16 protein-coding genes are annotated in these 14,133 nt (G+C 37.5%); 11 read left to right on the plus strand and 5 right to left on the minus strand.

The window, feature by feature from the left end:
- The first annotated feature begins 53 nt into the window (after positions 1-53).
- The 4 genes from K5Q14_RS06555 to K5Q14_RS06570 are packed head-to-tail and all read left to right on the plus strand — an operon-like array spanning position 54 to position 3,003.
- Positions 54-728, plus strand: coding sequence for a VIT1/CCC1 transporter family protein (locus K5Q14_RS06555; protein ID WP_220735080.1), 675 nt, complete (start codon positions 54-56; stop codon positions 726-728).
- A gap of 48 nt (positions 729-776) precedes the next feature.
- On the plus strand, positions 777-1,481 hold the full coding sequence (locus tag K5Q14_RS06560) for a VIT1/CCC1 transporter family protein (RefSeq protein ID WP_220735031.1): 705 nt from the start codon (positions 777-779) through the stop codon (positions 1,479-1,481).
- Between the two features lie 47 nt (positions 1,482-1,528).
- Positions 1,529-2,383, plus strand: a complete 855-nt coding sequence (locus K5Q14_RS06565; protein ID WP_220735032.1) for a YihY/virulence factor BrkB family protein — start codon at positions 1,529-1,531, stop codon at positions 2,381-2,383.
- A 20-nt stretch (positions 2,384-2,403) separates the two neighbouring features.
- Positions 2,404-3,003: a DUF1054 family protein gene (locus tag K5Q14_RS06570; RefSeq protein WP_220735033.1), complete on the plus strand. Its 600-nt coding sequence runs from the start codon at positions 2,404-2,406 to the stop codon at positions 3,001-3,003.
- Between the two features lie 29 nt (positions 3,004-3,032).
- Here the strand turns inward: K5Q14_RS06570 and K5Q14_RS06575 are convergent, their stop codons facing one another.
- Positions 3,033-3,857, minus strand: coding sequence for a hypothetical protein (locus K5Q14_RS06575; protein WP_220735034.1), 825 nt, complete (start codon positions 3,855-3,857; stop codon positions 3,033-3,035).
- Between the two features lie 379 nt (positions 3,858-4,236).
- Here K5Q14_RS06575 and metK point away from each other — a divergent pair, with 379 nt between their 5' ends.
- Both metK and K5Q14_RS06585 read left to right on the plus strand, forming a co-directional pair.
- Positions 4,237-5,394: a methionine adenosyltransferase gene (gene metK / locus K5Q14_RS06580; protein WP_220735035.1), complete on the plus strand. Its 1,158-nt coding sequence runs from the start codon at positions 4,237-4,239 to the stop codon at positions 5,392-5,394.
- 32 nt (positions 5,395-5,426) lie between these two features.
- Positions 5,427-6,365: an ADP-ribosylglycohydrolase family protein gene (locus K5Q14_RS06585; RefSeq protein ID WP_220735036.1), complete on the plus strand. Its 939-nt coding sequence runs from the start codon at positions 5,427-5,429 to the stop codon at positions 6,363-6,365.
- Positions 6,366-6,415: 50 nt separating this feature from the next.
- Here K5Q14_RS06585 and K5Q14_RS06590 read toward each other — a convergent pair whose 3' ends face one another.
- From K5Q14_RS06590 to K5Q14_RS06605, 4 genes are all read right to left on the minus strand, one after another.
- A complete protein-coding gene (locus K5Q14_RS06590) occupies positions 6,416-7,345 on the minus strand; it encodes a diacylglycerol/lipid kinase family protein (protein ID WP_220735037.1) in 930 nt (309 codons plus the stop codon).
- Positions 7,346-7,423: 78 nt separating this feature from the next.
- A complete protein-coding gene (ppcA, locus tag K5Q14_RS06595; protein ID WP_220735038.1) occupies positions 7,424-8,941 on the minus strand; it encodes a phosphoenolpyruvate carboxylase in 1,518 nt (505 codons plus the stop codon).
- Positions 8,942-9,156: 215 nt separating this feature from the next.
- Complete coding sequence (rnjA, locus tag K5Q14_RS06600; RefSeq protein WP_220735039.1) at positions 9,157-10,839, minus strand: ribonuclease J1; 1,683 nt, start codon at positions 10,837-10,839, stop codon at positions 9,157-9,159.
- A 2-nt stretch (positions 10,840-10,841) separates the two neighbouring features.
- On the minus strand, positions 10,842-11,054 hold the full coding sequence (locus tag K5Q14_RS06605; protein WP_220735040.1) for a DNA-dependent RNA polymerase subunit epsilon: 213 nt from the start codon (positions 11,052-11,054) through the stop codon (positions 10,842-10,844).
- A 154-nt stretch (positions 11,055-11,208) separates the two neighbouring features.
- On the opposite strand from K5Q14_RS06605, the gene K5Q14_RS06610 reads away from it, so the two are divergent.
- From K5Q14_RS06610 to nusB, 5 genes are all read left to right on the plus strand, one after another.
- Positions 11,209-11,784 carry an LOG family protein gene (locus K5Q14_RS06610; protein WP_220735041.1) on the plus strand — a complete coding sequence of 192 codons (576 nt, stop codon included), beginning with the start codon at positions 11,209-11,211 and terminating at the stop codon, positions 11,782-11,784.
- 24 nt (positions 11,785-11,808) lie between these two features.
- Positions 11,809-12,273, plus strand: a complete 465-nt coding sequence (locus K5Q14_RS06615; protein ID WP_220735042.1) for a MarR family winged helix-turn-helix transcriptional regulator — start codon at positions 11,809-11,811, stop codon at positions 12,271-12,273.
- Positions 12,274-12,377: 104 nt separating this feature from the next.
- A complete protein-coding gene (gene efp, locus K5Q14_RS06620) occupies positions 12,378-12,938 on the plus strand; it encodes an elongation factor P (protein ID WP_010016134.1) in 561 nt (186 codons plus the stop codon).
- A 133-nt stretch (positions 12,939-13,071) separates the two neighbouring features.
- Positions 13,072-13,536 carry an Asp23/Gls24 family envelope stress response protein gene (locus tag K5Q14_RS06625; RefSeq protein ID WP_220735043.1) on the plus strand — a complete coding sequence of 155 codons (465 nt, stop codon included), beginning with the start codon at positions 13,072-13,074 and terminating at the stop codon, positions 13,534-13,536.
- A complete protein-coding gene (gene nusB / locus K5Q14_RS06630; protein WP_220735044.1) occupies positions 13,536-13,952 on the plus strand; it encodes a transcription antitermination factor NusB in 417 nt (138 codons plus the stop codon). Before K5Q14_RS06625 ends, nusB begins: the two co-directional genes overlap by 1 nt.
- The last annotated feature ends 181 nt before the right edge of the window (positions 13,953-14,133 follow it).

Consider the following 14,133-nt stretch of genomic DNA (forward strand, 5'->3'; position numbering starts at 1 on the left):
TTTCTCTAAAATTTGGTATAACTAAATTAGAATAATTCTAAAAGAGGGAAATGATGGATAAACAAAGTTTAATGCAACGTAACAATTTAATTAGAGCTGCAGTTATGGGTGCAAACGATGGTATTTTATCAGTGTCTGGTATTGTTTTAGGTGTAGCTGGGGCTACAAGCCATACTGATACGATTTTACTAGCAGGATTTGCGGGGATGCTAGCAGGCACGGTATCGATGGCAATGGGTGAGTATGTGTCAGTCAGCTCACAGCATGATGCACAAGAGAAGGTAAGACGGGTTCAAACTGACGCGCTTGCAACAGATTATAATGGCGAATTTTCTTATGTAACCAAAAAATATGTGGCTGATGGTATTTCACCACATTTAGCGCAACAGGCTACTGAAGAAATGATGACAAAAGATGCTTTAACAACCACGGTACGTGAACGTTATGGATTTTCACTAGATCATGAATTAAGTGCAGGTGGTGCAGCGTTAGCGTCGTTAATTAGCTTTCCAATTGGTTCTATTTTGCCAATGGTAGCCATTTCATTAACACCAAAGAATATGCGTGAAGTAGCAACTTTTATTGCAGTCATTATTGCATTAGCCATAACAGGATATGCAGCAGCATCTCTAAATGGTGCGAATAAAAAACGTGTGGCATTAAGAAACGTTGTCGCTGGTGTATTTACAATGATTGTTACTTATGCAATTGGGTCATTATTTAGATGAGAGGAGGGTGCTTATAGTTAATTGAAAAATTATAAGCACAGTTAAAACATGGATATAAAGCTTAAAAAAGAACATGTCAAAAAAGAACAAGCGACAATGGATGAACGGTTGAATGCTATTCGTGCAGGCGTTTTAGGTTCAAATGATGGCATTTTAACGGTTGTTGGTGTTCTATTTTCAGTTGCGGCTGCAACGACAAATAATTTTGCTATTTTCATTGCAGGTTTAGCTGATTTAATGGCCTGTGCCTTATCAATGGCTTCTGGTGAATATGCTTCGGTGAGTTCACAGTCAGACAGCGAAAAGGTTGTCGTTGAACAAGAGCGTGAACTATTAAAAACAGATTTTGCTGGACAACATCAGTCAGTTGAAAATTTTTATGTTGACCGTGGGGTAACACGTACAACGGCGCAATCCATTGCAGATGAATTATTGAGTAAAAAGCCACTGGAAACAATGTTGAGTACTAAATACGACATTACTTTAGGTCATTATATGAATCCTTGGTCTGCAGCTTGGGCATCATTATTTAGTGCAGCAATTGGTGGTGTGTTTCCATTAGCAGCATTGATTTTGTCACCTGTACGGTATCAATTTATTGCAACAATAGCAGCTACGGTAGTTGCTGTTGGTTTAACCGGTTTGTTGAGTGCCAAATTGTCTAATGGTTTGGTTAAGCGTGCAATGATTCGTAATATTATTATTGGTTTGCTTACGATTGCAATACATTATGGCATTGGAAAACTATTCTAAAATAATTTTGTAATACGCGCATCGTAAAAATTTGGCATAATAGAGTTATGTTAAATCAATTGAAACAAGTTTGGCAAAAATTGGATAAAAAGTTAAAATTATCAACTTTAGGAACGTTGTTTTTACGTGCGCAAGTTGGTTATGTTGGCCCAACTTTTGCCTATTTTGCGTTATTAACTGTTTTTCCTATGCTGATAGCCACTGCAATCATTATCTCAATGACGAATGTCAGTCAAACAAATATCATATCATTGATACAAAATATGTTACCAAGAGATATTGAAAAAATTGTCTTACCAATTTTACAGTCAGTGCTATCTTCTAAGAGCACCTCGTTACTCTCTTTTTCTGTACTATTTACTTTGTGGACAGTGTCAAGAGTGATTGCAGTTTTTCGAATATCATTTAATCGTATTGCTGATGTCGAAGATCGTATTAGTAATTTGTTGTCTCGATTCTGGTCGTTTGTTTGGTTGTTAATTACTATTGCTGCCTTTGGTGTGTTAATGATTGGTAGTAATATATTGACAATTGTCTTACAACAAATACCGAATAACCAATGGACGTCTTTTTTACAGCATCAAACAAGATGGCTGATTTGGCTTGGTATGTGGTTAGCGTTGATCATGATGAATTATTTATTACCAACAAAAGAAGGACGTGCGCCACTGAGATTTGTTGCTATTGGCAGTTTTATAGAAGTTGTTGCGCTAAACGTTTTGAATATTGGTTTTACATGGTACACTAATTTGGCTGTCAAACAGTATGATTTCTATCAATCAATGAGTGCTATTATTGTGCTACTCATTTGGTTAAATTTAATTGCAACCATCTTAGTGATTGGTTATGTTTTAATTCAATGGTTGACCGTGCTAAAGCAAGTCAGTGTCAGCAAGATTTAGAAAGTTTTAAGGTATAAATAATGTTTAAAGATAGTGATTTTGAGATATTTGATGTGGCATCGTTAACTGATAGAATGACACTTATTAGGACTATTATTGATCCAAAATTTGAACAGTCAGCTGAAATAATTTTACCAATATTAAATACAAATGGGCAACAATGGTATGCACATATTGCCAAACATTTGCGTCGCACAACGAATGCACCGGACAACACATGGGTAGCTTTTGCACCAAATAAACGTGGGTATAAAATGATGCCACACCTTGAACTTGGTATTTGGGCGGATCATGTCTATCTTTATCTTGCAGTAGAGGAGAACATGAAGCCAAAGGAGACAGCAACGATTGTTTCTAAAATGATGTCTACTAGAGAAATGATTGCAAAATTAGCTAATAATTTTGTGTTAAGTACAGACCATATGGTCAATCATTCAACTGCATTGACTTTGACAACGTATGATGCCGCTGTGCAGCGTTTTGCTAATATAAAGCATAGTGAGGTATTAGTCGGTATTAAGTTGTTACGCGGCGACAAACAGTTTAAAGACGACACAGACTTATCTCAAATAACAGAGGCCATATCATTATTGTTACCGCTGTATAATAAGCTAAAATAAAAGTTCGCTACATTGTGTAGCGAACTTTTTTAATGATAGATTAATAGCATTGACAATGCCATTAAAAGCACATAACCCATATGCTGCCAATTGCCAATTTTTGCTTTGACAAATTGTAAAATGAAAGCAATTAAGCTGAAAATAATAATAAATACTGTGCTGATGCCAACGTTATGGCTCAGTATTGCAACCCAGAACAGGCCTAATGTTAAAATACTTAATTTACGACCATCGGGGTTTGGCATTAAAATCGGGGTGAAGTAGAAGCCAAATCCAAACAACATTGGCAAAAGTTGCCATATAAAACGGTGAGTTAAAAAATTATTTGTGATATAGAAAATGCTAATCGGAATCGCAAAAGTTGCTAAAATACTTAACAATAGTAATCCTAGAAAATTTTGTAGACCTAACCAAGTTTGTTGTATGGCAATAAAGAAAATACTAAGCAAGAGGAGTAAGGTAAATATTTCATGCCGTGTTTGAATCAGCGAGCTAAATGTAAACAGGATACTCAATACTAAGAATAAATAGCTTGAAATACTACGAAAATTTTGGGTCATCATCAGTGCCATCGCAATCGCAATTGTAACGGTATAACCAAATAACGGGATCAGTTGCCAAGTAATGCCAGCACCTGATAATGCTTTTGTATGTAGTAACGGTTGACGCCACCAAATAATATTTAAACTGATAACAATAACGGCTAATGGTATCCAGCGGCGCCAATCAAAAAAACCAGCTGGGGTGAAATTTTCGTAGTGCCGTTTTTCTTGCGGGTTAGTTGTGATACGTCGGGGAATTGGTCGACCATCAGGTAGAAGATGTGATTGTTGTTGGTTAGTATGACTGTCCATAATTAATATTGTACCCTAAATTTACGTTATTGCGTACTGTTTTTATTAAGATAAGATCATTGATTATAGCTTTTAAACTGTTTGTTTTGTAGGAGATGCTGGTTGACTAAAAAAATAATGAGTCCATAATTTGATTTGCATTTTGTCTATACGTCTGCTATTCTAGAGATACAATTTAAAACAGCTATCAAGAGTAGGCGAGTGATACAGCACGATAACCCTACACCAACCGGTCAAATATGAAACCATATTTCAGCACGGTGGTCCATCTGTACAGATAGTCGTCACGTTAGCGCGTACCGACTAATCGTTGGTGCGCGCTTTTTCATTTGCGACCAGTAGCTTTTTATTTTGAAATTTTAAGGAGGTCATGTTTCACATGACAAAGTATTTCACATCAGAATCAGTTTCCGCAGGACATCCTGACAAAATAGCCGATCAAATAGCCGATGCTATTTTGGATGCAGTGCTTGAGCAAGACCCACATGCACGCTCAGCCGTCGAAGTAACAACGTCAACTGGTGATGTATCTATTTTTGGTGAATTATCAACATCAGCATATGTTAACGTACGACAAATTGCAACGGATACAATTCGCGAGATTGGTTATAATAAAGCTGAACTCGGTTTCACAGCTAATTCTGTTAACGTTTCAAATAAAATTGTTGAACAATCAGACGACATTTCGCAAGCAGTTGACAACGCTGATGATGATCCTGAACAATTGGGTGCTGGTGATCAAGGTATGGTTTTTGGTTATGCAACAAATGAAACTGATAGCTATATTCCATTAACATTAGCTTTGTCACACCGTTTGATGCGAAAAATTCGCGATGTACGTGAGGCAGGCACAGTGTCTTATCTACGTCCGGATGCTAAAGCTGAAGTGAGTGTTGAATTGGATGATAATGATAAGGTTATACGTATTGCTGCAGTTGTTTTGTCAACACAACATGATGAAGAGGTAACGCTTGATCAATTACGAGCAGATGTTCGTCGATTGGTTATTGATGCCGTTTTGCCACAAGATTTAGTTGATGACAATACAATCTATTATATTAATCCTTCTGGGCGTTTTGTACTTGGCGGACCACAGGCTGATTCTGGTTTAACTGGCAGAAAAATAATTGTTGACACATATGGTGGTGCTGCGCATCATGGTGGTGGCGCATTTTCAGGTAAAGATGCAACCAAGGTTGACCGTTCAGCTGCATATTTTGCACGATATGTCGCTAAAAATCTAGTTGCAGCTGGTGTGGCTGATAAATTAGAATTACAAGTTGCGTACGCTATTGGTGTCGCACAACCAGTGTCATTAAATATCGACACTTTTGGTACGTCAAAAATTTCTGAATCAAAAATTCGCGATATTACATCACAATTATTTGATTTCCGACCATTAGCAATTATCAACCATTTAAACTTACGTCGACCAATATATAAGCAAACAGCTGCGTTTGGTCATTTTGGTCGAACAGATATCGATTTGCCTTGGGAAGCATTAGACAAAATTGATGAAATTAAGGCGCTATTGTAATTTTTAAAATAGCGTGTATGTTAAAATAAGATATGGTAAAAAAGCAATCAACAATACAACTTTTAATGTTTGGTATGGCAATAGGTGAAAGTATGACGCAACTGTCTAGCAGCCAGCAGGATGAGTTATTACAAGCACCGGTTCAATTTACTAATGAGTTAAGCTGGGGATCACAAACGAGCCTTTCTTTAACAACAATTGCCAGTTTGTCACGTGGCTATCAGTTAACTGATGTCATGAATCATTTTCAAAATTGGTATAAGAGGCGTCAGTTTGTACCGGAAAATACAGTACAACATGTTGACGCAGTCACGAAACAGGCAATGGACAACTACACTAAAAACAGAGATACACTAGCCTCTGGCGTTCTTGAAGATATAGCAGATAGTGAAAATATATTGGTTCGAATGTTACCAGTGGCACTGTATTTACATCACGAATATGGTGTATCATTTATTAATGATGAAACAGCCATGTTGACATTGCATCGCATTGCTGGCTTGACCCATAATGATGAAGGATCATTGGTCAGTGTGGGCATGCTTAGTCTCATTATTAGTCAAATACTAGACGGGCAAAATCTACGTGATGCTGTAGAAAATGGTTTGGCCTTTGGTTTTGAATATTATTCGCGGCATAAGGTATTTGAATCAGAATTAGTGGCATTTGAAGAATTAAACTTACCTGATTTTGCTAATATTCCAGTTAATCACATTAAATTAGACGGTCGCAGTGCAAGTACTTTGGAAGCAATTATTTGGTCATTACTTAATAGTGATAGTTACATGCAAGCCATGGAAAATGCTTTTTTACATGGTCATGCCAATAGTGTTATTCCAACAGCAGTGAGTGCTATTGCAGCCGTTTTTTATGATGATGAGTTAGTTTTACAGGCTAGTCAGCATTTAATTTCGCGAAAGTTGATTGTGAGTGTTACGCATCAAGCAGAAAGATTAGGACGTTTTAATTGAAAAAGGGTTTAGCCATCAGCTATTGCATGATGACTAAACCTTTTTTATTGTTATAACCAAAATGGATAAGTTTGATAATCAATGTTAAACGAAAATGTGCCATTCCCTAATTCTTCGCCATCTATTTGACCAGGTTGGATGTCACGAACGTGAATTTTGGCACCGCGAGCCAAGGGTATTTTATGGACAGATTTGAATTGTAAATGACCACCATCTTTTTTTAGGGCGGCAAACATTAATAAAAACTGAATGAATGACATTTTTTCAGCAACCACCATATCAAGTTCATTTTGATGAACATCTGCACCTGGTAAAATAGCAATACCACCACCAAAGTAGGCTTGATTTGTTAATGTTACAAGAAATGCGTGAGGTATTTGAATATAATCTTCACCATTCATCATTGTCATTTGAAAATCATGCTGTTTGAAAAAAACGTTTAAGACAGACAGCAGATAACTGAGTGAACCAAGTCCTAATTTGTTTAAACGATGTTTTAAAGTTGTTTGATTTGTCTGCGCAACAACTGCAGCATCAAATCCGATGCCAATACTGTTAATAAAGTATTTAGTTGTGCGATGTGGTGCATCACCATCAATTTTGCCGATGGTAAGCATTTGAGAGTGAGTGACGTTTTTAAGGTGATTAGACGCTTGTTCAGCTGTTCCAAGATTCACACCACGAGCAAAGTCATTACCTGAACCTGTTGGTATATAGGCAATAGGTAGCTTAGCATCACGCTTAAATTGCAGTAACCCATTTAGTACGTCGTTTAACGTGCCATCACCACCGATAACGAGAACAACTGCTTTTGGATCATCAATGGTTTTGGCTAGTTTTTTGGCTAAATATATCGCATGTCCAGCATAATTGGTATCATGCCATGCTACAATATTTAACGTGCTTTTGATGTTGGTGACAATATTTGAGTGAACGCCATTACCAGCGGTAGGGTTGTTAATGACAAAATAATTAGGCATGGTTTGTGGTTTCTTTCAAAAAACAAATTAGTTTCATTGTATCAAAAAAAGCCCCTAAGGGCTATGAACAATATGATATTAACCTAAGAAGTGTCTGAGTTGTGCCATGCGATTAATTAAAGCTGTGGTAGCAACTGGTGAGCCATCTTTGATTTGAACGACTTGCAACGCAATTTCTGCGTGTTGTTGTTGTTCACGATTATGAGGCCCAATTTCAAGATTAAAAATGGCTTTGAGTGTCATAATGTCTTGCTCTACCTCTGCCCAAGCGGGGCTTTGAGTTTTAAGGATTTCCAAAGCATCTAAATTAATATAACCTGATAGTTCACGGAAATCTTTTTTCATGCTGGGATAATTTCGGACGAACACTGACAAATGATCAGCATTTAAATTGGCTAATGCGCGACCGAAACCAATAAATTCAGGCGGTACACCGATTGAATAAAATGACCCTGTAAAGTTAATAGCGCGTGGAAGTTCGATGCCATCAACTGATCGTGAATAACCAAGAACACCGACGTGCTGGCGGCGGTCACGTCGCTTAGGAAATGCCTTGAAGATGGGCTGCATGTCTGGAATTAATTGATCCAGTGTGTTCGCATAAAACTTAGCAGACTCTTCAGCTACTTCTGCCAGAATTTTTTGATCATCAGCAGAAATTTTTAATGGCTCGGCATTTGGCAGCTTTTCTTTTAACTCTGTGATAGCTTGTTGTACATCTTCTAACGGGAAATCATAACGGAAAGCGGACTGTACAGTCGCAGTGCGTACACCAGGAAATTCTGTGACGTAACGGTCAATGCGATGTGGTGATAAACCACCACGAAAAATAGCTGAGCCCGTACCAGAGATAGGATAAATATCGATATTTTCCTCTTTTGCAAATTCATGTAATCTTGCAATAGCCAGTTTATTACCTGTGATTGAACTCATAAATCCGGCGGTTAAGGCAGAGTCAGATCCTGCTAGGAATACACGCAGGTATTTTGGTCGAAAACCAAAGTGTTCCTCATGCAACTTGAGATATTCTTTTAAAATTTCAGGTGCATGTAACTGGGTATTAAAATCCTCAAACAGAGGAATCATTTCAATATAGGGTGTGTTTTTATCATTTTTTGTAAATTCAATTGATTTAAAGTTAGCTAACTTTTCAAACAAGATTTGCATTTCAAGCAATTGATCTGCACGTTGTGCCATTGGTAATATTGCTTCAAACAAAGGCCGTTGATCAAAACCAAGGTCATGGGAAAAATCCTCTGAACTTAAAATAGCGGTCATTGCTTGCATTAAGCTGTAGCCTTTTTCTTCCCAAATGTTTGGGAAGCGGAAAGTTAGAAATTTATCGCGACCAATTTGATTTGTTTTGAAGTAATCATATTCGGTACTAAATAGGCGATCGATGACGGCTGCATCGGCATGTTTACCTTCCCAGTCCCACATATACTCATCAACGTTTAATTCGCTAAAATTTTCGAAAGCTTCGTTCATTTCGCTATAAGCGCTGATAAATGGTTGCTGTGAGGCATCCCAAAATGGTGCATGTGCATTATCAGGATGTTGCGTACCCATAATAGTGGGAATTTTTCGTTGTGTCATGACGGCTCCTTTGTTTTGTACTTATACCATTTTAGCATACTGATAGGTGTTTAAAAATTTTGATTTTGATTTTTATATAGTAAAATACGAAAAAATAGAAAGAATGTTCGGAAATCAGAAGATAACTTGCTTTACAGTTAGAAAATCAGGTGTCGCATTGAATAAAATATATACAAAAAAAGCCAAGCAAAAATGAAGCGTGCTTGGCATCTTATTTAAATCATAATTAGCATCGGTAAGACCATAGGTTTACGAGCAGTTTCTTTGTATAGAAATCTAGAAAGATCATCAATAACAGCTTGACGAATATCTGCTTCGCTGACATTGGGATTATTCATCACACGACGCATTGTTCCGAAAATAATACGACGGCCTTCATTAATTAAATCACCAGACTCACGCATGTAAACGAATCCGCGAGATAAAATATCTGGGCCAGACAAAATTTCTTTTTCTTTTAAATCAATTGTTGCAGTAACGACAACTAAGCCATCCTGAGACAATTTTTGACGATCATGTAATACAACTGAGCCGATATCTCCGATACCAGAGCCATCAATGTAGGTGTCGTCGCCAGGAAAATGACCAGCGACACGAGCATTTTCACCATCTAAAGCTAAAACATCACCATTCTCTAAAATGAAAGTGTGATCTTTAGGGACATCTAGTTCTTGCGCTAGTGAAGCATGAACCTTAAGCATACGATACTCACCATGGACTGGCATGAAGAATTTTGGCTTCATTAAGGCAATCATGAGTTTTTCTTCTTCTTGACCACCGTGACCAGATGTGTGGATGTTGTTGACTTTACCATAAATAACATTGGCGCCGCCTTCTTCTAACTTATTGATTACCTGATTGACAGAAGCTGTGTTACCAGGGATAGGTGAAGAAGAGAAAATAACATTATCTTTAGGTTTTAGGCGAATTTGCTTATGAGTACCTTCAGCGATTCGTGCTAAAGCTGCCATTGGTTCACCTTGAGAGCCAGTTGATAAAATTAATAACTCATCATCTGGAATATGTTTAATTTCAGACTGCTCAACAAGCATATTGTCTGGAATATTTAAGTAACCTAGGGCGCGTCCATTAGTTACAGCCGATTCCATTGAACGACCAAACACAGCAATTTTACGACCATGGGCGATAGCAGCATCTGTTGCCATGCGAACACGATTCATATTAGAAGCGAACGTTGCAAAAATGATACGTCCGTGTTCGATTTTATCAAAAATGCGGTTAACGGATTTGGCGACCCAAGCTTCTGATTTTGTCCATTCAGGACGTTCAGCGTTAGTTGAATCACTCATCATGAGTAAGACACCATTTTCGCCAATACGAGCCATTGACCAGAGGTTTGGTGGCTGCTTAGTTGTGGGTGTCAGATCAAACTTAAAGTCACCAGTTTCAACAATTGTACCAACGGGCGTGTGAACAGCGACACCAAATACATCAGGTATTGAGTGTGTTGTTCGGAAAAATTCAACGCTTAATTTGTCAAACTCTAGTACTGAGCCATCTGTAATTTCGTGTAATTCAACACGATTTAACATTTGTTTTTCTTCAAGTTTATTCTTGATTAAAGCCATGGCTAAGGGGCCAGCATAGACTGGCACGTTAACTGATTGTAAAAAATAGGAGATGGCACCGATATGGTCTTCGTGTCCGTGCGTAATAACCAATGCCTTGACGCGATCGATGTTGTCAACTAAATAAGTATAGTCAGGAATAACATAATCGATGCCGAGTAAATCGTCTTCCGGGAACTTAATACCCGCGTCGACGACAATGATTTCATTTTGATACTCAATACCGTATGTATTCTTACCGATCTCGCCTAATCCACCTAGCGCATATACTGCGACTTCATTAGGTTTAATATCTACAGAATATGTCATAATTAGAACGTTGTAATTTCGAAGTTAGGGTTGGCTTTTTCATAAGTCAATGCCTTATCTGTTAATTCTTCGATAGCTTCCACATTATAAGTTGTGTTTTCTTCAATAATTTCCCGTGCTTGTGGCAAGCTGTCTGCCGTCAAGTAGAGTGAAACTGTTGTTTCACGCTTGGGATTGCGTTCCGGATGTTCTTGGTAATAAACTTTGTAAATCATAATGCCTCCAAAATATAGTAGTTTAATTTAATTTTTCACGAACGAAAACCTATATAATAGTGTACCACATAGCGTATAGAAACGGGGGAATTGTCAAAATTATTGCTTGATTATTGTGTATAATATTGTTAGATTTATAGAAAGGAATAATCAAATGACAGTTCAATCAATTGCCGTGTTCATGGGCGCACAATTTGGAAATGATCCAAAATATACTGAAATAGCAGAGAAACTTGGCCAAATAATTGCCGAAAAAAAACTGAAATTAGTTTATGGCGGTGGTAGAGATGGCTTAATGGGGGCGACAGCACTGAGTACAATGGCTCACGGTGGGGAAGTTATTGGTATAACCCCCGATAATCTGGCTGAAGATGCTGTTTCGCCAGAGCAAGTGACGCGATTAATTGAGGTTGATAATATGTCAGAGCGTAAAGATCTCATGATGCGCTATGCTGATGCTTTCATTGTGCTTCCTGGCGGTTTTGGTACTTTAGAAGAACTGGCACAAGTCCTTAGTTGGGCAAAGATAGGATTACATGACAAACCACTGATTCTATTAAATATCAATGGTTTTTATGATAATTTGTGGGATTGGTTAAAAGAGACTGTGACCAACGGTTTTGTAGCTGAACATGAATTGCAACACGTACAGCTGTTTGATAATATTGACGATACGTTCACTTATATTAATCAGTTTGACATAGCAAGTCATGAGACAAATGGTCATTAATCGTGTGTATGATTAGGAGGAAAAATGACAAATTCTGATTTGATGACTGAGTTTATTCATGTCTATATGTCATCATTAAAACATTTGGAGAAGTTGATTTCACAACCGACAAGTCAGTTTGGCCTATCATTTGAACAGTGGTTAATCATGACTGCAGTGGTGAAAAATAATCAAAATGAGCCACTAACGTTGACAAAAATTGCCGCTGAACGTGGTGTGACAAAGGGCGCAATTGCTCGCCAACTTAAACCACTATTTGAACAAGGCTATTTGAATCAAGTAAAAGATGATCAGGATCATAGACGCATTTTATTAAATTTAACATCCGAAGGTCAGCGAGTGGAATCAATTATTACACAACGTGTGAACAGTCGTTTTGATGGTTGGCTAGAGACTTACGGTCTAGCTGAAGGGAAAACATTATTAAACACGTTGCGCCGATTGGACACGTTGATTGTGCAACCAGAATTAAATAAAGGGAAACATTGATATAACAACATATTTGTGGTAAAATTCTATCTTGTGTGAAGACTGCAAATATAGTGGTTTTCTGTTATAATAAACTATATTATTAATAAAAGAGGATATTAATCATGGCTATTGGCATGAATGATTTGAAAAATGGTTTAACAATTGAGTACACGAATGGACTATGGCGTGTTTTGGATTTCCAACACGTGAAGCCTGGTAAAGGTGGTGCTTTTGTTCGCTCAAAGTTGAAGAACTTGCGAACTGGTGCTGTTAACGAAGTAACATTCCGTCCTGGAGATAAGTTTGAACAGGCTGACATTACAACACGTCCAATGTCATATTTGTATGCTGAAAATGATGGTCGTGTTTTCATGGATGTTGAAACATATGAACAAGTCAATTTGCCAGACGATAAAATTGCGTCAGCCTTAAAGTTTTTGCTTGAAGGCATGGAAGTTAAGATAACTATGTATGGTAATGAAATTCTTGGTGCTGAATTACCATCAACAGTACCTTTGAAAATCACTGAAACACAACCTGGTATTAAAGGTGCGACAGCAACCGGTTCAGGCAAGCCAGCAACTTTGGAAACTGGGGCAACGATAACAGTGCCTGATTTTATTAACGAAGGCGAAACAATCATCGTTAATACAGAAGACGGTTCATATAAAGGTCGTGCTTAATCAAACAAGCATGACATTAATATGTCGTGTGTTTTAATTTTACAGTATGAGTGTTTGAGTAATAGGGAACACGTTTCAAAAAGTTCCCCCTGTGGAACTTTTTATTTTAAAGAATATTTTCGAGGATTAAATAATGGCCAGAGAAATTAAGCGTAATAAACAGACTACAAAAAACATTATATTGGCAACTGAAAATTCAGCTGTTGGTGGTACGACACAAGTCACGCCAGAAGTCATTGAAGTGGTTGCTCAAATTGCCACGCAAGAGGTGCATGGTGTTTATTCAATGCGAGGCACATTGTCAGATCGTTTTACGAACGCATTTGGATCTAACGCACGTGGAAAAGGTGTAGAGTTATCACATACTGAGGAAGGCTTGGTAATTGATGCTTATGTCTTTTTGCAGTATGGGGTTGTTGTGCCAAAAGTTGCGCTTGAAATCCAACACGCAATTCAATCTCAGATTTCATCAATGACGGACTTACAGGTGACACAAATAAATGTTCACGTGACTGGTATTGTGCCAGAAAAAATTTCTAGTAGCATTGATCCTGATAATCTATTTGGTGAATCTGGTACAACTGAGGTAGTTAAGTAATGTCTAATTTGACACGGCACGAATCACGCCAAGCAGCTTTTCAAGTGTTGTTTGCGTTAGAAAAAGATCCAAAAAGCAATAACATTGATAAATTGTATGATATTGTTTTGGAAGGCAAAGATTATGATGATTATTTGCCACGATTAGTTAATGGCGTTTTGGGTACAAAAGCAGAATTAGACGAACAAATTTCTGCTCATTTAGCGAATGGCTGGGCAATTAATCGTATTAATAAAGCTGATCTTATTATTTTACGATTGGCGATATATGAGTTATTAAATAACTTGGTACCTTATAAGGTGTCCATTGATGAAGCTTTGATATTAACTAAGACTTTCTCAGATGAAGAAAGTCGCAAGTTTGTTAATGGTATGTTAAAAAACTTTACGCCAGCGGCTGCACCGAAAGTAGAATAAGTCATTGTAAGTCGCGTCGCGGCTTTTTTTCTTAATGACAGTCATTTATCGCATGATTTATTGATTGCACCCTAAATATCTAAAAAATGGAGGAATAGTGCAGAGTACTGTTTGCCAGACGTTGTGTAACAATAGTAATATTTTTTTATGAAAAACGTTGACGCATAAGATGCTTTGCACA

The sequence above is a fragment of the Leuconostoc inhae genome, assembly GCF_019656015.1.
In the GTDB taxonomy this organism is placed as follows: domain Bacteria; phylum Bacillota; class Bacilli; order Lactobacillales; family Lactobacillaceae; genus Leuconostoc; species Leuconostoc inhae_A.